At 40.9% G+C, this 19,406-nt stretch carries 28 protein-coding genes and 1 tRNA gene; 5 read left to right on the forward strand and 24 right to left on the reverse strand.

The features are described from left to right. Nucleotides 1-2 precede the first annotated feature (2 nt). The 24 genes from AXW61_RS12940 to AXW61_RS13055 all read right to left on the reverse strand — a co-directional run bounded on the left by AXW61_RS12940 (nucleotide 3) and on the right by AXW61_RS13055 (nucleotide 16,874). Complete coding sequence (locus tag AXW61_RS12940) at nucleotides 3-446, reverse strand: DUF1320 domain-containing protein (RefSeq protein ID WP_062034620.1); 444 nt, start codon at nucleotides 444-446, stop codon at nucleotides 3-5. An 8-nt stretch (nucleotides 447-454) separates the two neighbouring features. Next, on the reverse strand, nucleotides 455-808 hold the full coding sequence (locus AXW61_RS12945) for a hypothetical protein (protein WP_062034621.1): 354 nt from the start codon (nucleotides 806-808) through the stop codon (nucleotides 455-457). A gap of 10 nt (nucleotides 809-818) precedes the next feature. Next, entirely contained in the window at nucleotides 819-1,895 is a 1,077-nt protein-coding gene (locus tag AXW61_RS12950; protein ID WP_062034622.1) for a major capsid protein, read from the reverse strand. Between the two features lie 3 nt (nucleotides 1,896-1,898). Further along, the gene (locus AXW61_RS12955; protein WP_062034623.1) at nucleotides 1,899-2,282 is read right to left on the reverse strand and encodes a hypothetical protein; all 384 of its coding nucleotides are present in this window, start codon (nucleotides 2,280-2,282) and stop codon (nucleotides 1,899-1,901) included. Then, a complete protein-coding gene (locus AXW61_RS12960; protein WP_062034624.1) occupies nucleotides 2,282-3,250 on the reverse strand; it encodes a hypothetical protein in 969 nt (322 codons plus the stop codon). Before AXW61_RS12960 ends, AXW61_RS12955 begins: the two co-directional genes overlap by 1 nt. A 223-nt stretch (nucleotides 3,251-3,473) precedes the next feature. After that, nucleotides 3,474-4,679, reverse strand: coding sequence for a phage minor head protein (locus AXW61_RS12965; RefSeq protein ID WP_062034625.1), 1,206 nt, complete (start codon nucleotides 4,677-4,679; stop codon nucleotides 3,474-3,476). A 3-nt stretch (nucleotides 4,680-4,682) separates the two neighbouring features. Then, nucleotides 4,683-6,149 (reverse strand): DUF935 family protein, encoded by a 1,467-nt coding sequence (locus tag AXW61_RS12970; RefSeq protein ID WP_062034626.1) that lies wholly within the window; start codon nucleotides 6,147-6,149, stop codon nucleotides 4,683-4,685. Between the two features lie 12 nt (nucleotides 6,150-6,161). Then, nucleotides 6,162-7,838: a terminase gene (locus AXW61_RS12975; protein ID WP_062034627.1), complete on the reverse strand. Its 1,677-nt coding sequence runs from the start codon at nucleotides 7,836-7,838 to the stop codon at nucleotides 6,162-6,164. After that, complete coding sequence (locus AXW61_RS12980) at nucleotides 7,835-8,341, reverse strand: DUF2280 domain-containing protein (protein ID WP_062034628.1); 507 nt, start codon at nucleotides 8,339-8,341, stop codon at nucleotides 7,835-7,837. The genes AXW61_RS12975 and AXW61_RS12980 overlap by 4 nt, the downstream gene beginning before the upstream one ends. A gap of 46 nt (nucleotides 8,342-8,387) precedes the next feature. After that, complete coding sequence (locus AXW61_RS12985; protein WP_062034629.1) at nucleotides 8,388-9,017, reverse strand: putative metallopeptidase; 630 nt, start codon at nucleotides 9,015-9,017, stop codon at nucleotides 8,388-8,390. Between the two features lie 53 nt (nucleotides 9,018-9,070). Continuing rightward, nucleotides 9,071-10,063: a hypothetical protein gene (locus AXW61_RS12990; RefSeq protein ID WP_062034630.1), complete on the reverse strand. Its 993-nt coding sequence runs from the start codon at nucleotides 10,061-10,063 to the stop codon at nucleotides 9,071-9,073. Nucleotides 10,064-10,068: 5 nt separating this feature from the next. Then, the gene (locus AXW61_RS12995; RefSeq protein ID WP_062034631.1) at nucleotides 10,069-10,599 is read right to left on the reverse strand and encodes a type II toxin-antitoxin system antitoxin SocA domain-containing protein; all 531 of its coding nucleotides are present in this window, start codon (nucleotides 10,597-10,599) and stop codon (nucleotides 10,069-10,071) included. Between the two features lie 569 nt (nucleotides 10,600-11,168). Continuing rightward, nucleotides 11,169-11,245, reverse strand: a tRNA-Arg gene (locus AXW61_RS13000). Nucleotides 11,246-12,051: 806 nt separating this feature from the next. Next, the gene (locus AXW61_RS13005; RefSeq protein WP_062034632.1) at nucleotides 12,052-12,606 is read right to left on the reverse strand and encodes a hypothetical protein; all 555 of its coding nucleotides are present in this window, start codon (nucleotides 12,604-12,606) and stop codon (nucleotides 12,052-12,054) included. 10 nt (nucleotides 12,607-12,616) lie between these two features. Then, entirely contained in the window at nucleotides 12,617-13,303 is a 687-nt protein-coding gene (locus AXW61_RS13010; RefSeq protein ID WP_062034633.1) for a metallophosphoesterase, read from the reverse strand. A gap of 4 nt (nucleotides 13,304-13,307) precedes the next feature. Beyond that, nucleotides 13,308-13,742 carry a DUF559 domain-containing protein gene (locus AXW61_RS13015; RefSeq protein ID WP_062034634.1) on the reverse strand — a complete coding sequence of 145 codons (435 nt, stop codon included), beginning with the start codon at nucleotides 13,740-13,742 and terminating at the stop codon, nucleotides 13,308-13,310. Beyond that, nucleotides 13,705-13,893 (reverse strand): hypothetical protein, encoded by a 189-nt coding sequence (locus AXW61_RS13020; protein WP_062034635.1) that lies wholly within the window; start codon nucleotides 13,891-13,893, stop codon nucleotides 13,705-13,707. Before AXW61_RS13020 ends, AXW61_RS13015 begins: the two co-directional genes overlap by 38 nt. Beyond that, nucleotides 13,890-14,105: a hypothetical protein gene (locus AXW61_RS13025; RefSeq protein ID WP_062034636.1), complete on the reverse strand. Its 216-nt coding sequence runs from the start codon at nucleotides 14,103-14,105 to the stop codon at nucleotides 13,890-13,892. The genes AXW61_RS13020 and AXW61_RS13025 overlap by 4 nt, the downstream gene beginning before the upstream one ends. Next, complete coding sequence (locus AXW61_RS13030) at nucleotides 14,102-14,359, reverse strand: hypothetical protein (RefSeq protein WP_062034637.1); 258 nt, start codon at nucleotides 14,357-14,359, stop codon at nucleotides 14,102-14,104. Before AXW61_RS13030 ends, AXW61_RS13025 begins: the two co-directional genes overlap by 4 nt. Beyond that, nucleotides 14,356-15,453 (reverse strand): replication protein, encoded by a 1,098-nt coding sequence (locus AXW61_RS13035; protein WP_062034638.1) that lies wholly within the window; start codon nucleotides 15,451-15,453, stop codon nucleotides 14,356-14,358. The genes AXW61_RS13030 and AXW61_RS13035 overlap by 4 nt, the downstream gene beginning before the upstream one ends. Nucleotides 15,454-15,479: 26 nt before the next feature. Continuing rightward, nucleotides 15,480-15,776 carry a hypothetical protein gene (locus AXW61_RS13040; RefSeq protein WP_062034639.1) on the reverse strand — a complete coding sequence of 99 codons (297 nt, stop codon included), beginning with the start codon at nucleotides 15,774-15,776 and terminating at the stop codon, nucleotides 15,480-15,482. After that, nucleotides 15,773-16,036: a hypothetical protein gene (locus AXW61_RS13045; RefSeq protein WP_062034640.1), complete on the reverse strand. Its 264-nt coding sequence runs from the start codon at nucleotides 16,034-16,036 to the stop codon at nucleotides 15,773-15,775. Before AXW61_RS13045 ends, AXW61_RS13040 begins: the two co-directional genes overlap by 4 nt. Before the next feature lie 48 nt (nucleotides 16,037-16,084). Beyond that, nucleotides 16,085-16,585, reverse strand: coding sequence for a phage regulatory CII family protein (locus AXW61_RS13050; protein ID WP_062034641.1), 501 nt, complete (start codon nucleotides 16,583-16,585; stop codon nucleotides 16,085-16,087). Nucleotides 16,586-16,643: 58 nt separating this feature from the next. Beyond that, nucleotides 16,644-16,874 (reverse strand): Cro/CI family transcriptional regulator, encoded by a 231-nt coding sequence (locus AXW61_RS13055; RefSeq protein WP_058952049.1) that lies wholly within the window; start codon nucleotides 16,872-16,874, stop codon nucleotides 16,644-16,646. 125 nt (nucleotides 16,875-16,999) lie between these two features. On the opposite strand from AXW61_RS13055, the gene AXW61_RS13060 reads away from it, so the two are divergent. The 5 genes from AXW61_RS13060 to AXW61_RS13080 all read left to right on the forward strand — a co-directional run bounded on the left by AXW61_RS13060 (nucleotide 17,000) and on the right by AXW61_RS13080 (nucleotide 19,404). Next, nucleotides 17,000-17,725, forward strand: coding sequence for a S24 family peptidase (locus AXW61_RS13060; protein WP_004980515.1), 726 nt, complete (start codon nucleotides 17,000-17,002; stop codon nucleotides 17,723-17,725). Between the two features lie 60 nt (nucleotides 17,726-17,785). Next, complete coding sequence (locus tag AXW61_RS13065) at nucleotides 17,786-18,094, forward strand: hypothetical protein (RefSeq protein WP_062034642.1); 309 nt, start codon at nucleotides 17,786-17,788, stop codon at nucleotides 18,092-18,094. Between the two features lie 241 nt (nucleotides 18,095-18,335). Continuing rightward, nucleotides 18,336-18,617, forward strand: a complete 282-nt coding sequence (locus AXW61_RS13070; RefSeq protein WP_062034643.1) for a type II toxin-antitoxin system HicA family toxin — start codon at nucleotides 18,336-18,338, stop codon at nucleotides 18,615-18,617. 2 nt (nucleotides 18,618-18,619) lie between these two features. Then, nucleotides 18,620-19,126 carry a type II toxin-antitoxin system HicB family antitoxin gene (locus AXW61_RS17320; protein WP_205630089.1) on the forward strand — a complete coding sequence of 169 codons (507 nt, stop codon included), beginning with the start codon at nucleotides 18,620-18,622 and terminating at the stop codon, nucleotides 19,124-19,126. Next, nucleotides 19,123-19,404 (forward strand): hypothetical protein, encoded by a 282-nt coding sequence (locus tag AXW61_RS13080; RefSeq protein WP_062034644.1) that lies wholly within the window; start codon nucleotides 19,123-19,125, stop codon nucleotides 19,402-19,404. The genes AXW61_RS17320 and AXW61_RS13080 overlap by 4 nt, the downstream gene beginning before the upstream one ends. Nucleotides 19,405-19,406: the final 2 nt, after the last annotated feature.

The raw sequence follows: 19,406 nt of genomic DNA on the forward strand, positions 1-19,406 counted from the left end.
CCTCACTTAATGCTCGGCATTTTTCCAAGGACATCATCACCAAAGACACCACCAGTGTAAGTCGTGCCTATTGGCGCTGTAGATGGTTTGTTTTTAGGTTGGTCATCCACGATCTGGTTGGTTTCCACATTCTGAATTTGCAAATGTGCTTTATTAGTTGCAACGAGCTTTAAAAAGCTAACCGCATCTTCATAACGCTTACGCACTTCTTCAGTGGGTTGCTGGAAATAAAGACGATAGCGTGCAATGTCACACGCCATTCGCTCTAAATTACTGGGCACATTTGGCAGAGGTAAAGGATAGCGACCACCGATGTACCCATTAATTTCTTCTGATGCGTCTTGTAAGGCATCCTGAACAGCAGTTGATGCACTTGCATGCATCAACTTCAATTCATCAATCTCACCACCAAACCGCGCAACTAGATTTGCTTCAGTCGCGTACATGGGTCACCTTACTTATCTGTAGTAGCTTTCTTGGCTTCGGTGGTTGCTTTCTTTAAAGCAGCTTCAGTTGTGGCTAAAGCCTTTTCAAGTTCAGCAACTTTCGTTTCAAGCCCATCTTTTTCCTGATCAGACTTCGCTTTGTCTTCAGTCATGAGCTTGATAGTTCCTGCTTGTTCAGCATTTTCCTTTTCAAGTTCAGCTAAACGTTCAGCAGTACCATCAGCCTTAGGTTGTTCTGGAGCTTTTTCTTCTTCAATAGCTCCAGATGCTAAAAGGGCCTGAAGTTGTTTGTCTTCAAGCCCTTTAACTTCTTGCCCTGGTCGGAAGTGACCGAGGGACTGTTTTGCAATGTACTTTGGCATGCTTTATTCCTTATACAAATCCACGACCACCAACAAGACCGTTCTTGTTGTTAGGGACTGCGAGCGGTGATGATTCAGCTAGCATTTGAATGCTAGATGGGTTCTTTTCCTGCCATTGGCTTAGGTAAAATTCTAAAGCTTGGCCAAACGCTTCTACGTTCTGCAATGCACAATGTGCAATCCAACCATTCGCATCTGAGATTAAGCCAAAGAAGTCTTCAGGAATGAATCGCTCTGATTGACCACCACCAATGCTGTGCTTAACGTCATACGTCCAGAATTCAATATTATCAACAGTGCCACGGAACTGAGGTTTATCAATCTGATCAAATGTTGGTGTGAGTGGTACGTTAATACCAGCATACGGTGCAATAAACTTTTCTTTAAACTCTGGGTCTTTAATCAAGGTGTTGTACACCTTCGATGTCGTCAGAGCCATACTTGGGGATGTGCCTGAATGCTCCACAGACAAATCAATCATAGATTGAATATCTTTGACTGGTGTAGCACCAGCTTGCCCCCACTTGATTAATGGAGCGAAATTACAAGCAGCGTTGCGCTCGTAATCTACTTCATACATTGGAAAGTCTGCAGAAGCGAAAGTTGTCTTGCCATAAAGCAAAACATCACGCGCAATCAGCAATTTACGGTTTTCAATAGACTGACGCAGATATACAGCCTTTTGTGCTTGGTCAATCAAAAGAAGATCAGCGTCACTTAAACGATTTGAACCAGTTGCAATGACACCGAATTTTCGCAATTGACTAATCAAAGCAGTGTTTTGTACTTCACTCGGCATAACCGTCATCATTGGCTTTAAGTATGCAGGTTTAACGAAGTTCACTTTGCCTGATTCCCCAACTTTAATCTGTCGACCTGCAGCCGTCGGGGTCACAAATGGTGCTAATGGAGTAGCTGTATTTAATTCACCAACTGGCACTTCTTGTTTCGTGTACGAAACACGTTGTGGGAAGAAGCGATCCATTAGCCATGTATCAACTTTTTGGGTTGTATCAGTAAGAAGTACCAACTGTGGTACATCCAACAATTCCACAGGTGCATTTTGAAATGTAAATGTCTGACTCATGAATTAATTCCCTGATACTTTACGAAGTTCGATTTTGTTGACCAATGCCTGTGCACGCACAGCATCGTACTGACCAACTGTTAATGGGGTACCGTTTACAGTCACTACAGCAATATCAAATGCACCTTGCACATAGATCGGCATTTCTAGACCATTCGCTGCATGGTAGGTTGCTTGCTCTACAGTCATATCTGTATTTGCAATCGCATTCCAATCACCTACCGATCCTTCAGTGACTGTAGGGTGATCCGCTAAGTTATTTGTTCCAATCTTGAGCAGATCACCGCGCTTATAGGCTGTGGCCGTTTTTACTTTTGCATTTTCTGTGCGAACACCATCCCCAACTACAAGTTGTGTTGTGGTGATTGTTTGAGTAATTGTGCTCATTAATTTTTTGCTCCCTGTTGAGCTGCAGCAAATTGGTTAAATGCCTGATCAAGTGCTGAACCTTGATTACCGCCTTGCCCTTGCCCACCTTGACCACCTGTTGCTTGGTGAGTGAACAAATGCTGAAAGTGTGATGGAATATGTTGCTGCTGCTGACCAGCTGCTGGCTGAGTACCTGCTGAGAATTGACGAAGTTGTTTAGCTGAGAATGCAAATGCAGAGTCATCTAATGCCTTCATCTCGGTAATATCTTCCGGACTAAATTCTTTGCCCAGATCTTTACCTAAAGCAGTAATTTCAGCTTCACGCTTGGCTGCAGCAAACTGCTTGTTTTGGGCTTCAAGCTCAGAGTTTTTAGTCTCAAGCTCTTGGATACGGGCTTGCGCCTTTTCTAATTCGGTCACGTCTGTGTCCTCTGTAGGTTGATTTGCTGTGCCGGGTTTTGCTGAGAAAGCATTTACCGACGTTGTTCGATCCGCACCTGTCGAGCAGATCGTAAATTCACGGATACGGTTATTTCGGAATACCGCGACTGGTCCAGTGAAGGTCTGTCCATTTACAACCACATTCACCCCTTGCCCTACTTCTTCAACAGAACCAGGATCAATGAACATGGACATCTGAAACGGATAACCATCATCTGCGTCATCCACGACTTCACGTGCTTTCGCATTGCGGAGAAAGTCACCAGTCACAGTGATGTTTTGATTGATACCTACTTCTTTCACCACACCAACTCGGCTTGTACTGAAGTGCTCTTCTAGTAAAGGTGTGGGGGTTGGAATCTCAATTCCTTCAAGATCGAAAACAACACCATTTCGACCCCAAAACCAGTGACCATCAACACGACCACCACCGTAAGCCGTGCCTTTAAAGGTTCGCTTCTTATCCCCCTCAACCTGAGGAACAATGTCCACCGCGGATAGTGAGAATAGGTACTTGCCCTGCTCTTCATTAAGTTCAGGCATTTTTCATGCTCCATTAAAAAACCGCCCTTTAGGCGGCTTCAGTTAATTTTTAATCATGGTTTCTTAGGTGGTCGCGATAGAACGCAACACATGGCACGTACTAGATTATTCACTCTTGACGGGCTACCAATCACAACCACTCTTTTCTCGCAGCCACACGGCGAATAACCATTACCATTTCGACCATCCAAACCACGTCGACACGATTCACATTTTTCAGTCATTAATTCACCAATGCTTTAAGTGTGTAAATCATCTTGCCATTCAGTGCCTCAATCGAAACCACTTCAAATGACAAACCCATTGGCATCAATACGCCATGACCAGCATTCAATTCGTTTAGATCAATGCCTAAGCCTTTCGCATTCTCAATCTGCAACACCACATCGGAAGCATTTTCAGCTAACAGTAATGGCGAATTAAATTGAATCGTTTGCCCAACTTCATAAGCGACTACATGCTGCAAGGTCACACCGCCTGTCACGATTGAAGCAGAATTACTCGCCACGGCGCTTAATGCTTGCATGTCCTGTCTGAGCCACTGCTTTAAAACATCGTCCGCTTTCGAGCTTACAGACGCATTTAGGTAGTTCGTGATTGCAGCATCATTGCCCTGCACATAATCCACGAAAGTCTTGATTGCACTTGGTCTAATGGATGGATCTAAAGGAATAACCGTATTGGCCACCGTGTTGAATAGATCTCTCGATTTATCATCCATCGGGGCTAAAAGACTAGTCAGCTTTTTAGATGCAGTCCATTCGGCCTTAATTGCTTCTTTCTGCTCCAGTAGATATTCCTTATCCAGTAATGATTTTGAAATCTTCTGATCCACCAAAGCTTCAAACTCTCCAAATTGCAAAGGATGTGAGCTCCAATCCAAAGCTTCGGCAACTTCGGGCAACTTGTCATCTGGTGTGATGCCGTATTTAAGCGCCTGTTTCTCAGTTAATGCTATACACGTGCATCTACAGCGAAATCCAGTGGGAGGATAATGCGTTAGCCAAAATGGGTGATCAATCGGCAATACAATTCGATTCAATGCCAGATGTGCAGGACGCACACGTGAGTCATTGATAGCTGAATACATTAGATACTGACGTTTCTCTTTATTCCGTTGCTGTTGCTGCCAACGTCCATGGCCATATGCACTTTGGATATTGGTACGGAATACATTGTCTAGGTAATGCTTGGGTAAAACGATTTCAGATTCAGCTACAAGCTTCTGAAAATCATTAAAGGTGCCACCCGATGCTAAGGTTTTGTTAAGTGACTTAATCACTGACTCAGCTTGTTCAAGACTCGACAGAAAGCTAACCGTAGTCGCCATCTGCCGTGTCTTAAGATCCATTGAGTAAAACTCATCAGGCAACACCACTTTCTTACTATGCGCATAATGCAGCGCTTCAAGAAATGTGACTGGTTGCATAGATTACCTTCCATTATTGGCCGTCACATACCCCAATACATCTCCTGCATACAAAGCCTGGTCTAAATTCGCTTTGAACTGAGCCTTGGAAGCCATTGGGATGAGTTGCATTAAGTTGCTGGCTAGATCTTGTGGATCCGTCGAATCAGCCACCAATTGTTTAATCTGATCTTGATTCAATAGCTCAAGATCACCCTGCCCATCTGTCAGTTCATCTACTTCTTGCTGCTCAGGTGATTGTTTTTGAACTGATGCCTTAAAGCTGAATGCTTGATGAGGTAATGCAGAGAATTTGGTGTTAGGGACTGCATCACCAGTATTCATCTTGAAATGCTCAGCCTTAATGCCGTATGTCTCAATCACATACTGATCATTAAACTCAACACCTAATGTTTTAAGCTTAATATCACGATCAACAACAGCAACCTTAAGATCCTGTTCACCACCCAAGACAATTGTGTGCTTTTCAAAGTTGTTCAGCAGGCAGAGTGCGTCTATGAGCTCTTGAATCGTAGGCGTGATCATGCGTAGGTCTGAATTACGCTTATCTAAGCGAACATCGTTATGCACTTCACCCAAAGCTCGACTTCCAACACCATCAGTCCCACTTGTGAGCGTTTGACCTAAGACTACCTTTTGAATACGGCGGGTTAATACATTGTCAAAAGCTTCAAATGCTGTGCTGCCACCATTGGAAGAGCTTCCACCAATAGTTTCTACAGAATCCTCTGCGCCAATAGACATAACTGATTGAGCATGTGCATTGAGCAAAGCCGATGTCATGGCATCAATATCATCCTGTTTACGATCTTTACCACCCACTTTCCCCAATAAGATTGGCGTACCAAAACGTTCTAAGAACTTGACCCAAAACTTTGTTGTATTGGTACGGAAGAACCATAGCCAATAAAGCTTCGACAGTAATGGATCACCATAAGGCTGTTTGAATGTAGGTTTACGGCGTGTCAAAAAGAACTTGAGTGGGTATTTGGCATTCACATCAACTTCGGTAGCATTTTGTCGGTAGATTAGGCGTCCATCATTCTTAGGTTCAAACCATTCTAGAGGCTTAACTACAATCTCATTTAAGGTAAATTTACTGTCACTGGTAAGCGCATAGTTAGCCTCCATAACCGAATAACCGTAAGGGCAAGCTTCCCATGCACCTGAGACGATCTCAGCATGCCAACGAGTGAATAAATCCTTTAGAAAAACCGTTTGCTCCCCATGATCTTCAACAAATCGCCACGGCGCATTGAGAACTGCATCAAGGCGTGTCTCCATGGCCTGTGCAATCTCATCATCTACCATAAGGACTGATAATCGTTGCCGGGTTAGCCCAGCCTGACGAAGTACTTCGTCAATATCAGCTTTGCGACCCAAAGTGAATGCAAGGTTCTCAACAGCAACCTCTGTCATTAAGCCAGCTGATTTAGGCTTTGTTTTCTTACTCTCTGACTTCTTTGCCATCTTAAAAACCTTTTAGAAACTTCGTGAACCTCCCCCTCCTGGTCTTAATCGTGCAGGCGGCTTGATATCACTAAAACAGATCATGACGCTATCAGCCCGGTTAGGTGACAAGGCACCATCGGGTTGCTTATTTACAAGGATTTTGCCAGCACCGTTTTTACTGTAGGTCGGCTGTGATAACTCACGCTTAAGTTGCTCTAGTTCGCGCTTATCCAAATCTTCAGTCGATAGCGAGATAAGTGCATCAGGATCGTATTGCATGCCTTGTAGTGCTCTGTACGTGTTCTGGAAGCGCATGCGCAAACTCCACCACATTTGAGCTTTTAGGTTTGCGAAGAAATCGATATTCTTCCGAGCCTCTACCATCTCAAGCTCTGGGTTATGAACTGCGCCCGAGCCCCTGAACGGATCCGCTTGGATCTCATCAATTCCTTTAGCACTGTTCTGCTCGTTAATGACTCGGGCATCACCGCGAACACCAGCTCCCAAACCATCTGCATCGTAAAAGAACAAATTCAACTTTTGCTCTAAACAAATATCGATCGCCTTCTGGGTTGTTCCAAAGATGTCATCACCGATGCCTGACCACGTATCCAAGTACTGCAGAACAATGCCGTGACGTGAGGCAAAGGAGTTTTTATCCTTACCCTCATCTGCCACATCAAGTGCACCATTACGCTCACCTGATGGCTGAATCTCGAGTTTTATATGCGAATCTATAGCAGCCTCAACCCATGCTGATGGAATCAATACACCTTCAACTGAGGCGGCGTAATCAATATCAACCTCTTGAGCTAAGACAATGTCGTCAAGCGTCGCAATTTGCTTTTCATACCACGGATGAATCTGCTTCCCATGGAGTGAGACAGTCCAGTTTTTATCTGGGTTGTCCCGCCACGCCATCGTAAACACGGCGTAACGTCCGCTGAATCGATCTTGATGAAACTTGTCCCCGATACCGTTTGGAGTTGATCCCTTAATATGAACGTTGGTGTTCTGCGATATAGCTGCATCTACAGCTTCTTGACGCTCTACGAATGCCCATTCATCAAGAAAGTACATTGTGGTACGTCCACCACGGCCAATGTTGTCTCCAGCCTCGCCCGTAACCGTTGCGCCATTATCAGGATTGATAATACGCATATAGTTGTCGTGGACCTTTTCGACGAAACTTTTCGGCTTCATCCAATCAGGTAGCTTTGAGAACATATCTCGGAACTTATGAAGCAGCGTTTTAGGATCGCCCTTCTTATCAACTAGATCCTCTTTGCGACTACCTACACCACCAGCGAAACCCTCGACAAATAACCATCTATGCAGGTAAAAACCCAGCACAACATAGCTCATACCTTCATCACGACTCTTCTCAATTAAGCCATGGGTTTGAGTGCTTTCACGTTCAAGTAACCAGTCGACCAATTCAACTTGACCAGGACGAAGTACAAACGGAATATTTGCCGGTAATCCAAAAGGCATCCCCCTTGGATCGTAGGTCCACACCCAATGGTTGAACCAATGTGCTGGATCATTCTTGCACTTGTAGATCTCAGCCTGAATGCTGAGTTCGCTTTGTTCTATTACTGCTCGGTAATAATAGCGTCTGGTCATCTCAGCAATGACTTCAGGCAAACGTGTGTTAATCGTCCACTCTTTAATGAGGGGCGCTATTTCTTCAATTGCGTAACTCATAATTTGCCATTAATTGCTAAGCGAGATAGCTCTTGTGCTGACATCCCAGCAAGCTGCTCAGGGGTATACATAGCGGGTTGTGTCTGTTCATTCTCAGTTTTTATTGGTCCACCATCAGCTCCAGTTATTTCTTTACGATTGGTATAGAGCCCACCCACTTCTTTTGCAGCTTGCTCTAATAGATCAGGAACAATCACGGCGTTATCTTTGTAGCGATCATGATCGATAAAGTTTTGAAGTCGTCTTAAACGATAAGCAATATTTGCAATTGGAATTGAATTAACGTTCTTATTCATATCCTCTCGGATTCGATAAAATTCCTTTTTGAATTCTTCGCTTAAATCCTGCCCTGTCTTTTTGGTTGGGTCGTATGCTTCACACTGTTGTTTCGTTACTACAATGCCAAATTCTTCTTGGACGCCCTTAGCGGTTTCAGTGGGTGTCTCATAGGTTGCTAATGACCGAACTATATAGAGTTTCACCCGTTTATTAAGTCTTGCCATTTATCTAAATCCGTCCAAGTACGTCCAAGTAAAATGGCAAAAAAATTTAAGCCAATTTTAGAAGACAGGTACCACAAGCATGTGCAATTTTAGCTTTTCCAATTGTTGGTCCATCGTTAGCAAGGTCTACCATCTTCTGCACATCTTCTGATGCACCATAGCGTTGAACCACACCATGAAACTCTTCAACATCATGCGGTCTTAAATAATATTTGTATTCACCTGTTGAGGGACTAATTAGGTAATTCCCATCTTCATCCCGCTTAGCACCCAAGTGATACAACTCGTGCTCAATCAATGCGCAAAATTCTGTATCACTTGCCTGTGAGGCGAACTTTGCATCAATGGTAATAATGAAGTCAGGCACACAGCCAAACCAATCAATCATTTGTTTTTCTTGTCGTAACTTTCGCCAGCCACCCGCCATTGGTGCGAACTTCTCGGTTTGGCCCAATACAACTCTGTCAGCTTTGATGAATGCAGAAGATGCCCATAGAACTTTAAATAAGGTACTAGACCACGGCGATATATGTGCATGATCCGAGTTATAAAGCTTTCCATCACTGGAAATAAAGGTATCGATAATCCACTCTTCAAGCTCTTTTGCAGGCTCAAAATCAACATTATCCAATGGATCAATATTTAGAAGTCGTTCTGGTGGTTGCGGTCTTTTCATAAATTGTGCCCATTAAAAAACCACCCGAAGGTGGTTTGCATAGATTTGATTTTTTATTTCTCGATATTCATGAATAACACATTACTTGAATTTGGTTTATCTTTGCCATCATTATTTTGTGATGTTTCTTGAGGTTTATTAAAATAACTTATAATTCCTGCTACCACTACAACTGTCAAAAATGAAATTACTGAAGCTCTATAGAAGCTTTTTGGACTGCCAACTATTACTTTTTCTTCCCTGTAATTATTTAAGGCGCTGATCCAAGTTGTTAGTGTACGAATTAAGGTTAACAAACATATCATTAAGAAAGAAACAACAAAAACTAAATATGCTAACTTACTATTCCCCTCAAGCAACTTAACTGCCGAACCAATAATATTAATGCCGCCAAATACTGTGATAATAATTGTCGCAAAAATACCAAGAATAGTCACATAGTTAACCATCATGTTTTCAGAGGATTTTTTTGCTTCTTGGATTTGTATGCGAGCATCCCCGGCTAGTTTCAATGCATCACTAGAAACATCTTCAGCTTTTTTGGCCGCTTTTCTTGCATGCACTAATGTTTCTTTAGCACTCCCAGATAAATTTGCAGCTCTAGTTGCCTTTTCTTCAGCTTCATTTGCAGCATTTAAAGCTGCACTAGCCGTCTGCAATGCATCGTTAGCCGCAAGAGATGCATTGCGAGCGGTACTCAACACATCGCTAGCAACTTTTTGAATATAGTATTTTTGAGTTACCGCAAGTAGGATATTGCGTCTAAATTTTCTAAAACACTTTGCAAAAGCTTCGTCAGGAAAATCTTGTAATTTAAGCTCTAGTGCATCCATAACTAGGTTTAAATCATCAATTCTGATTTCTGTTTTATAATTATAAATAAATTGAGTAATATCATGATATGGAGTTGGATGCCCCTCTATGCACTTGTAAAAATGCAAAACCCCTAAAAAAACCTTTAGAAGATCATCAAGATGAGCTCCATCTGCTGGATCCTCAATACAACTTTTTAGAAATCGCCTAAGGAGCTCATCTCCAGTAATCATCAAATTTACAACTCTCGGATTTTTGAAAAGAAACCAATCAACTCTTCATCTGAATAAACTAAACCACGCTCACCTTTAAGAATTTGTGATTCGTATTTCTTCCATGGTTCCTCTCTGTGAGTTTGCTCTACCAAATCAAAAGGGTTTTCATCAATCAACTCAGCAACCTTCTGTCGAATCGTATTTTGAACATCAGAGCATATTTCAACAGAGTCTTGCGTGAAGGGAATTTCCTCGTAATGAAAACCATTTTCATTAAAATCAAATACAAAACTAGGAGTTGGATCTGCAATATGATTAGTTCCGTATGTTTTAAAATTATGATAGACGGAGGCAACCACAGGGCCGAATTTCCATTTTTCAATTGGCGTATCGAAAAGTTTTACTTGGTGCTTTAAAAGACACTCTACATATACATAATAAAGTATTTTTTGTAACTTAATAGGCGTCAGGCTACCTTTTCTATTTGGTAGATCTTTTACATAAGTGATTATTAAATTAGCAAAATCAACTGCAGTATTTTTTTTATTTTCCATACTTCACCTCACTTATCAAAATTTAAATTCAACAAAACTTGTAGCGTTAAAAACGCCAGTGAGCTTAACATTGTCGAAATTCTGTGACGGCTTTCATATTTATCTCAAATTCAATAATTTACATTCTTTCAAAGACAGCAAAAGGTAAGAAATATCTTACCTTTACTCAGCTTATTTAATACCATATAACGCTGATATGCAATACCGTGGAACGTTTTTTTGTTTCACAATAGTTTTGTTTATTTATTTTTTATACATTAGTCAAAAATAGATAAACCCCGCCAATAATGCATATTGAGCGGGGTTCTATGTGCCGTAATACGTTCGGCAAAAGCCACCGAAGTGGCAGGGTCAATCAATCTCTTTCAAGCAATCACGGCACACCTTGATTTCTTCATCATCAATCGTGTAGTCGATCTCAGTCGCACCGTGTAGGCCGAATAAGCACATTAATAATTGGAGCATGCGGATCTCCTTTTGATCTCATAAGCAAAGCAAACCACCGGATGCCTCAGCGCAATATTTCCGGTAATGCGCTATCTATGACAGGTTTGCTTTCTTTTGAAATCTGGCACGCCATGTAGGATTCGAACCCACAACCATTGGTATAGAAAACCCATGCTCTTTCCAATTGAGCTAATGGCGCTTAAAAAAGGATGTGGTGATCTACCACACCCTTGCCTTAGATTACGATATTGACCAGCTCGGCAACTGATCTACCGCTACTCGACACAATAAACTTCTCAAAGTTAGCTATTGATCCGCTTTGCGTCTTTCATCTTGATTAGTCGGGGTGTCACCCACAATTTATGGCTCTAAGGCTAACTCAATATGTGACGAAATCACATTGGATTCAAACCAATTTATACGGCTGGTTTCAGCATCCCACCGTTTGCGCTTTTAGCTGAGCAAATGAATGCATAGCGTCACAAATCCGAATTACCTAATGGCTGACGTTATTTCATAAGATCACCAGTGAGTCAGGTTTATAGAATCTCAGGCATTAAAAAAGCCCAGTCATTAGACCGAGCCTTGAAGTTGGTAAATATCTGGGTGGCGGCATTAAAATTTAAACCACTACGATTAAAGTCAAGCCGCCATAACAAAAGCCCTACATCTCTGTAAGGCTTTTCCCCTTGGTCATTTGCGCTGATACAAGGAACCGTTGTTTTTATTTACAACAAAATAATTAAATCATTAATCGAATAAAAAATGAAGCAAAAAAAACCTGCAACTTGGGGAAGGTGCAGGTGGAAACTGATATTAACTATTCATGGAGAAGCTAATACTGAGCATTCTAGTCAGCTTTATGTGAATTGTCATGTAAGAATTTGTAATTAAAAAAATACCCAGCCTAGAGGAGCCGGGTATATAAACTTGTTTGGTCTCGGATAAACCGTAATACGACCAGTATAGTGAAACTATAGCCTAGTCTTCGCAAAAACGAAATACCTATGCCTTTAATTCTTTGTAAGTATTTTTCTTATACAACTCTATTGATTTTGATGCTTCATTAATTGCTGACTCGATCGCCATGACCATTAGCTTTTCGTATTGCTTCCATGTCATCCGATAATTATCAACATTCATTTGCATGGTATTAATCCCCGCATAATACAAACGTCCTTGAGCAGTGAAGTTATTCTCAAGCTGGGGATCTAAAGAGAAATCTATAACCATGCGTGCAATTAAGTAAGCCAAATGATTCATGGTGATTTGCTCAGGCTCCCGTTTCTTATCAGCCACGGCGTTTTGAAGCATGATATTTACTAGGTGCATACGCACATATTCATAATCACTTTCGCACTTCCCATCAAAGACAATTAATGAAGTAACCGACTTCGCTAACTGCGTATCCATTGTAGCAATGGCACCTAAACGATCTTCGTAATTCAAAGGCTTCTCCCCAGTGCCATGAGCTTGTGGCTCAAAGTTTGGCGACTTTGCAGTAATGCCATGAGTCAACCATTCAAATTGTTCAAATTTATCTGCCATAACTGCATTCATCCCAATCCCCTCAAATCAAACTCAAATCAAAAATTGTCATAGTTCCCCAGTGAACCGCACCTGTATCAATCCAATAACAGTTGTCGCGCTTGCATGGCTTTTGGGTGACCGTGTGACCCATGATGACCGCATCAACTCCTGATACATGGGTGTACTGCTTTTTCTCCTCATCTAGTCGGTCACGCCCCCATATCGCCAAATCGACAGGACTTCTGCCGTCTATTTTTTTTAAAAAGGGATTGGTGAGAACTTGCTTAAATTCATCCCAGTTATTTTGTTCAATATGCCCATGAACAAATCCATATTTCTTGCCTCGATGTGTAACCTCCAAAGCAATAGGTAAAGCAGAAAATGTTTTAGCAATTTGAAATTGATCTTCAACACTCAGCTCGTAAAACCACTCTCCTCCATTGGAAATATGGCAACGCTTAGAAGGAACATCACATCGCCCCCAAATACACAAATCCTCATGATTACCGCGCACCGATGTAAACCACGGCTTAGACAATAGCTCGATGCATTCAACATTCTGGGTACCTCGATCCACTAAATCCCCAACAGCAACAAGCAAGTCATTTTCAAAATCAAAACTGATTTCTTTTAAGCGACTCATAAGCAAGTTGTAGCAGCCATGAATATCACCAACCGCATAAAGCTTGCCTGTTATCTCTTTGTCCCAAACCTTAACCATTGCCATTTCATCAACCTATTAATTTTAAAATTTGCTCAATCGCTTTGCCGCTTTTCACTTGTTCGGTGCTAAACCGTATTACCTGATAACCAATCATTGTTGCTGCGTTGTATTTTTCTAAATCTCCTAAATACCCCTTACCCCGTGTATGTCTGCCATTACTCCAGATCCCTCCTTCCACTTCGACCAATATCTTTTTGCCCTTCAAATGGAAATCAGCTTTCCATTTGCGTGTAGGGTGAAACTTAAACTCCTGCTCAAATTCAATCTTTAAAACTCTCAGTGCAGTGGCCAATATCACCTCACCCTCACTCTGCACCTTTTCACCTTTAACTTTTGGGCGCTTAGATCCTCTTTTGGCCTTATTCGCACCGATCATCTTTTTGTATTCAGCAATGGAGTAGCTGCTACTCACTGGCACCTCGGAGGGCTTTATCCAAGTCATATGCCCACAGAGCTGTAGCATTAGTGGCAGCTGCCATTTTTGATGTAATCTTAAATGCTGAATCAATCCGCTTTTGCAACTCATCAATTCTGGCTTGTTGTTCCACCTGAACCTCCCACGACCATTTCCCAACTTCTTCGAATTCGCTCATACACCACCCGCAACATTTACTTTTTTGAACGCCATATGTAATGAGTAATATCGAACGCCTCGCTCATCCGCTGCCGTTACATTCGTTTCTTTAGACCGTTTACCAATACTTATTAAAATGACTTTCAAATCACCTTGAGGATTCCAATTAGCTAGTTTTTTTGCTTCAGCCTCGTCATAAGGAACAACCAAATCACCAACTTTTAATTTCATCCCTTCACCTCAAACAACTGTTTGGCTTTCGCGGTAGGCCGATATCCGCATGGCGTATTTTTATCGCTGTACAAATATCCATAATCTTCAAGTTGAGCAAAATAACGTTGTGCTGAGCGAATACATACACCCGTTTGCTCACTCACTTCCTTTGACCAAATTCGCCCATTTGTTTTAAGTGCTAGTCCAATGATTTGAGCAAAGCAATCAAAGGCGTGTACAAACTTCAGCTTTTTGCGAATAGGTTTGATCATGCTGTAGCTCCTATAAGCGAGCCTGTAAACCCTACTTGCTTGAGGTATGGTTCCCATTTCTTCGCCTGTGCTGGATTCATGAGTTTAATTTTGATTCGTGATGCCAATTGTTCGTAAGAGTCACCCGGAGCGCTGTGCTTACTTGCGAACTCAGGAAGATGAGCAAGTTTCTGAGCAAACGCTGCAATTTGTTTTTCAGTGAGTTGCTTTGGTTCACGTTTGGTATTCGTAGAGCCACTGGCTGTAGATCCATCCACCACGGTTTTTGCAGCAGCTTGTTTTTCATATTTGAAATACGCACGGATCAACCAATCAGCAAACAGGTAGGTCAAGAATTGTGGATTGTGATTTTTGCCTTCGTTGAAATTTTCAAATGCTGAAAGTTCTCGAGTGAACCAAGTTGCCTCAGTGATTTTCTCAACAGGAATTGAATCATTTGCCAAAGCAATTTCATCTTTCAAAGTTTTTAAAACAAACCAGCTCTCTTTTTTATTTTGATAGTGTTTTTTGATAGTGTTAGTTTGTGGGTTAAAATTCTTTACCACTTGCGGTAAAAATTCTTTACCACCTGTGGTTAAAATATTTGACCACTTGTTGTTTAAGGTGGTTAAAAATATTGACCACATTGGGAATTTATCCACAGCATCAAGGTGGTTAAAATTTTTAACCAGTACAGATTTCTGATTGCCCAAATTTAAGTAAAATTCGACTGCATTTTGTGCTGTATTTTCTCCATATCCGAAGTGGTAAAAATTTTTAACCACCTCTTTTTTGAACAAAATTAAAGTCTTCACCAGTACTTTTTTAGATGGAAATTTAATGATATTGCCGATGTCATAGTTATCGACTGGCGAAAATACATTTCCATATTTGGATTGATGGTGCTTCTTGATCAGCCCAACTTCTTCAAGCTCAGTTAAGCACTTAATGACTGTAGGACGACTTTTCCTAGATAGGCTTTCCAGTTGGCGTAAAGAAAGCGCATCGCTCTCCTTCGTCCAGCCACGTGTTTTACGAATGATCAGGAGATAGATCTTCACAGATGCATCGCTGATCTTATTCATTGCTTCATCCACAAACGCATTAGCGACCATGAATGAGTTTGGTATAAATTTATTACTCACTCTTCACCCGCCTTAATGAAACGTCCAAACATAAAAATCTGACCTGCTCGATGCAGGCTTGAAATGATTTCACCTGCATACCAAGCAGAAACACGATGTTCATTGATCAGCATTTCCATAAACTCGTCTCGCGTTACGGCAGCATTCTTTTCATCACCGTTTACTTTTCGTAGATTTGCCCTACGGATCTCCAGCAATCCATCTAATGTGCGGAGTGCTGGCTCGTACCATGATTGAAGCTCCATCACCTGTTTATGCTCAGGCTTCTTTTGAATGGCCTTGTTGGTAATCATGGAACCTCCGCTAAGGATTGTTCAGCTAGAGTGAGACGGCGTTTTGCATTGAGCTCAATAGTTGAAGCACTACGAACAAGCTTTTTGTTTAGGGTTAAAATGCCAATACCGATATACACATCCACGGTGTTTTCATAGACTTCCACAACGTTATAAATTTCATCGAAGTTACCTATGACTTCATTAAGTACAACTGCATCCCCATTTAAAAGATCTATATTGTCTTCAATGACTTGTTGTGCTAAATTAATGTTATTCATTAAGATTTACCCTCTGAATTGAATATTTGAAAAGCCTGATCCCCAAGATCAGGCTTTTTCTTTTTGTGCATTTGCTGTGTACTTCTGCATTTGCTTAAGTGCTGCCTGATCCACGGCGGTAATCAACTCGATCAAGCCTTGGGTAATTTGGTGGATCTCTTCGTATTCCGCTGGTGTAATTACCCCATCCTCGTAAGCTTCATACACAACTCGGTTTGCTTTTCCGCTCTTAATGTTGTGCTGCATCATTGCTTCAAAGATCGATAGCTCATGATGTTTGCTTGAGTCACAATCCACTGGTACTAATGCGTATCCCATCTGATGCGCCCACACCTTTAAAATTTCAGGGTTCTGCGTATACATCATTATGGTTTCAAGCTTCTTCAAACTCGGTAAGTGATTTGGCATCCCTACGTTGCCGTAGTTGCAAATCGTGTTATGTGAGTCACCAGTGACCTGAGCAATTTCCTTAGGTGAAATCCCCTGCGTCTGGTTAATCATTTTAAAAATTGCCGTTTGAGCTTCACGGCTTAGTGTTATTTCTTGCATTTGTGAAATCCTTTATTTGTTTCACGTTTCTTTCAAGGTTTGACAAAGTGATAATTGGTTATATTGCCAATTGCTTGAAATCATTAAGAGATGGACATAACTCAACCGCTTTGAATTTTCCATCTGTCGCCGCCTGGGCTCTCATCGCAACGATCTCAGACATTCTTTTTGAGCCTCGCACCCAGCCAGACACTGCTGGTTGTTTGACCCCAAGGGCTTTTGCTGTATTTTCCTGCCCACCAAAATGGGTTACGAGCAACTGGAAAATATTATTTGTGGTGTTACTCATAGTTATATCCTCACTAGATATAACCAATATTATAACTATAGTTATTTTTAGTCAATAACTATAACTATTTGAACTCATATAACCAAGGTTATATATTTGTTATTAAGATTTTGAGGTTCTGAAAGATGGAATTAAAAGACAGGCTTAAGCAGTCAAGAAAGCGTGCGGGGAAAACCCAAGCAGAAGTAGCGGAAGCTGTGAAAATGTCTCAGCCTGCATATCAAGCCTTGGAATCTGGTCGAAATCTGAAATCATCTTTCCTTCCACTGATTGCTAATTTTTTAAATGTTGACCCTCTATGGTTAACAACTGGTAGTGAATCAACTCCAGAAAAAAGCAATGCCGATATATCTGCGATGGAGGTTAGTATCTATCAATCTGGCGATCCCGTTCCAGATGGATACGTAGCTATTGATTATTATGATGATGTATTTGTGAGTGCCGGCAATGGCTACTTAAATTTAGAAAAGCCAAGCAACAATAAGATGCTTTTCCCTGTTGATCTAATTAAAGAGTGTAATGTTCAACCATCCGCAACCAAAGTGATTCATGTTCGCGGGGAAAGCATGTTTCCTAAATTAAAAGATGGGCAAGCCATATCAATTGATATGTCCGCCAGAACCATCTATGACGGTGAAATTTATGCTTTTCAGGTTGGGGATGATACAAAAATTAAATACTTGTTTAATTGGAGTGATGAAGGTAAGGGTGGCTTTAAGGCTGTCTCAGCAAACCCTGATAAAAATCAATTTCCTGACGAATACTACTCCCCTAGCAAAATAGAATCAGAAGGTATAACTATATTAGGGCAGTACTGGTGGAAACAAGTTGTAAAGCGAGTTAGACGCTAGGGCTAGGCTAGTGTAAGACCGCTTTCCCAGGCAATGATAATTCTAAAAGAGGAAAGCATAATGATAGCAACACTTAATAAATCCAAAACTGCGCTAACAATTAATCGTCAAGAATTCAAATTGGCATTAGAAAAAATTGGTGCAGGAATTGATAAACAAATAGCCTCGCTCAAAAAAGCCAAACAAAGCTACGACCCTGCGGAAATAGCAAGTGAGGTTATTGGTGAAGTAAATATCTTTGAAGCGATTATTGAGGGCTTTAATGAGGAAGAAGGCACTAACCTGAAGCTGGCCGACATAACCAATATTGAAGTGGCACAGGGGTGGATAGATGACTTTTTAGGAAAATATTCTAAACCCCAAGCATGACTTGAAATTAATAAGATGAACAAATTTGACTACATAAAACTAGGCTTACTCTTTGTTGTAGTTACCATTTGTTGGGTTTCTATGATTTTTTAAACTGCGAACCCGATGCAGTTTTTTAAAATACAAAGCAGAATTGAATTTTTTTATAAAATTAACGATATTGGAAAAATATGATTGCATAAATACAAAACGTAACTAAAATGTAGTTACAGCCATTGTGCTGATAGGGAAATGGGTTAGTATGAGTAAACAACGAAAGCTTGAAGATAGGTTACGTACAAAACCCAAAGATTTTCATTGGAATGAACTTGTTTCCTTGCTTTCTGGAAAAGGTTTTTCATGTGATGAATCCACAAGTGGGTCCGGTACAAAATTCATTCACAGCAAATCCAAAATTGTGATTGATATACATAAGCCACACCCCAATAAAATCCTTAAGATGTACCAAGTTAAAGCTTTGATTGAAAAGCTTGATGAATTGGATATTTGGGATTCAGTAAACAGTGAAAGTGGTGAGGTTTGACTATGGAAACTATGAAATATAAAGACTTTGATGGCTCTATAGAGACGAGCTACGAAGATCGGATAATGTTCGGAAAAATATTATTCATTAATGATTTAATTATGTATGAAGGTAATTCTATAGATGAATTAGAGCAAAGTTTTCATGAGGCAGTTGATAGCTATTTGGAGTTTTGTGAAAAAAACGAAAAAAGCCCAGACAAGCCTATGAATGGGGTTTTTAACGTTCGCACCTCACCTGATCTCCACAAGAAACTTTCTCTTAAAGCATTGCAGATGGGTTGTTCATTGAATGCTTGTGTTAACAAAGCTCTTGAGAATTTCACCGACAATCCACACGATTTAGGTAAATCAATTGATGAGGTGTCTCAGACGCTTGTCTCTATAAATTCTCAGATGAATAGCCTTGTCACAGTTGATCATTTCAATAGTTATAATTCATATAATGATAATAATGGCTATCAAGTGACTACTTCAATAGTAAATACAAAATTAAGGATTGTTTCATGAATGAAGAATCGCAGCCTTCTATCGAGATGCCAACAAGTATTAGTGTTGAAGATATTGTTAAGTTGCTTATTAAGCAATTTGATATAAATGAAGGTCATTATATTTTAAATTTTGAAATGGAAATGGCAGCAGGACAAATGCCTTTACCCTCGAATCATGACATAGGTAAGCCTAGCCTTCATTTTGCTTTTACAAGTTTTAGCTTGCAAAGTGTCCCTAAAGACGTGCCAAATGCCGTAGATGCAAGTGAAGTTAACCCTAAAGTTTCTCAGGATTAATA

Origin of the sequence: Acinetobacter sp. BMW17, from assembly GCF_001592855.1 — a bacterium.
Lineage (GTDB): Bacteria > Pseudomonadota > Gammaproteobacteria > Pseudomonadales > Moraxellaceae > Acinetobacter > Acinetobacter johnsonii.

Excerpts from the sequence above, each read along its gene's own strand:
- AXW61_RS13035 (WP_062034638.1), bottom strand. The coding sequence starts at position 15,453 with ATGGTCGCTAATGCGTTTGTGGATGAAGCAATGAATAAGATCAGCGAT.
- AXW61_RS12955 (WP_062034623.1), bottom strand. The coding sequence starts at position 2,282 with ATGAGCACAATTACTCAAACAATCACCACAACACAACTTGTAGTTGGG.
- AXW61_RS12970 (WP_062034626.1), bottom strand. The coding sequence starts at position 6,149 with ATGGCAAAGAAGTCAGAGAGTAAGAAAACAAAGCCTAAATCAGCTGGC.
- AXW61_RS13065 (WP_062034642.1), top strand. The coding sequence starts at position 17,786 with ATGATAGCAACACTTAATAAATCCAAAACTGCGCTAACAATTAATCGT.
- AXW61_RS12940 (WP_062034620.1), bottom strand. The coding sequence starts at position 446 with ATGTACGCGACTGAAGCAAATCTAGTTGCGCGGTTTGGTGGTGAGATT.
- AXW61_RS12995 (WP_062034631.1), bottom strand. The coding sequence starts at position 10,599 with ATGGAAAATAAAAAAAATACTGCAGTTGATTTTGCTAATTTAATAATC.
- AXW61_RS12945 (WP_062034621.1), bottom strand. The coding sequence starts at position 808 with ATGCCAAAGTACATTGCAAAACAGTCCCTCGGTCACTTCCGACCAGGG.
- AXW61_RS13030 (WP_062034637.1), bottom strand. The coding sequence starts at position 14,359 with ATGATCAAACCTATTCGCAAAAAGCTGAAGTTTGTACACGCCTTTGAT.
- AXW61_RS13080 (WP_062034644.1), top strand. The coding sequence starts at position 19,123 with ATGAATGAAGAATCGCAGCCTTCTATCGAGATGCCAACAAGTATTAGT.
- AXW61_RS12980 (WP_062034628.1), bottom strand. The coding sequence starts at position 8,341 with ATGGCAAGACTTAATAAACGGGTGAAACTCTATATAGTTCGGTCATTA.
- AXW61_RS13005 (WP_062034632.1), bottom strand. The coding sequence starts at position 12,606 with ATGAATGCAGTTATGGCAGATAAATTTGAACAATTTGAATGGTTGACT.
- AXW61_RS12990 (WP_062034630.1), bottom strand. The coding sequence starts at position 10,063 with ATGATTACTGGAGATGAGCTCCTTAGGCGATTTCTAAAAAGTTGTATT.
- AXW61_RS13045 (WP_062034640.1), bottom strand. The coding sequence starts at position 16,036 with ATGAATAACATTAATTTAGCACAACAAGTCATTGAAGACAATATAGAT.
- AXW61_RS13055 (WP_058952049.1), bottom strand. The coding sequence starts at position 16,874 with ATGAGTAACACCACAAATAATATTTTCCAGTTGCTCGTAACCCATTTT.
- AXW61_RS12965 (WP_062034625.1), bottom strand. The coding sequence starts at position 4,679 with ATGCAACCAGTCACATTTCTTGAAGCGCTGCATTATGCGCATAGTAAG.
- AXW61_RS12975 (WP_062034627.1), bottom strand. The coding sequence starts at position 7,838 with ATGAGTTACGCAATTGAAGAAATAGCGCCCCTCATTAAAGAGTGGACG.
- AXW61_RS13070 (WP_062034643.1), top strand. The coding sequence starts at position 18,336 with ATGAGTAAACAACGAAAGCTTGAAGATAGGTTACGTACAAAACCCAAA.
- AXW61_RS13020 (WP_062034635.1), bottom strand. The coding sequence starts at position 13,893 with ATGAGCGAATTCGAAGAAGTTGGGAAATGGTCGTGGGAGGTTCAGGTG.
- AXW61_RS12985 (WP_062034629.1), bottom strand. The coding sequence starts at position 9,017 with ATGAAAAGACCGCAACCACCAGAACGACTTCTAAATATTGATCCATTG.
- AXW61_RS13040 (WP_062034639.1), bottom strand. The coding sequence starts at position 15,776 with ATGATTACCAACAAGGCCATTCAAAAGAAGCCTGAGCATAAACAGGTG.
- AXW61_RS12950 (WP_062034622.1), bottom strand. The coding sequence starts at position 1,895 with ATGAGTCAGACATTTACATTTCAAAATGCACCTGTGGAATTGTTGGAT.
- AXW61_RS13050 (WP_062034641.1), bottom strand. The coding sequence starts at position 16,585 with ATGCAAGAAATAACACTAAGCCGTGAAGCTCAAACGGCAATTTTTAAA.
- AXW61_RS13060 (WP_004980515.1), top strand. The coding sequence starts at position 17,000 with ATGGAATTAAAAGACAGGCTTAAGCAGTCAAGAAAGCGTGCGGGGAAA.
- AXW61_RS13015 (WP_062034634.1), bottom strand. The coding sequence starts at position 13,742 with ATGACTTGGATAAAGCCCTCCGAGGTGCCAGTGAGTAGCAGCTACTCC.
- AXW61_RS12960 (WP_062034624.1), bottom strand. The coding sequence starts at position 3,250 with ATGCCTGAACTTAATGAAGAGCAGGGCAAGTACCTATTCTCACTATCC.
- AXW61_RS13010 (WP_062034633.1), bottom strand. The coding sequence starts at position 13,303 with ATGGCAATGGTTAAGGTTTGGGACAAAGAGATAACAGGCAAGCTTTAT.
- AXW61_RS17320 (WP_205630089.1), top strand. The coding sequence starts at position 18,620 with ATGGAAACTATGAAATATAAAGACTTTGATGGCTCTATAGAGACGAGC.
- AXW61_RS13025 (WP_062034636.1), bottom strand. The coding sequence starts at position 14,105 with ATGAAATTAAAAGTTGGTGATTTGGTTGTTCCTTATGACGAGGCTGAA.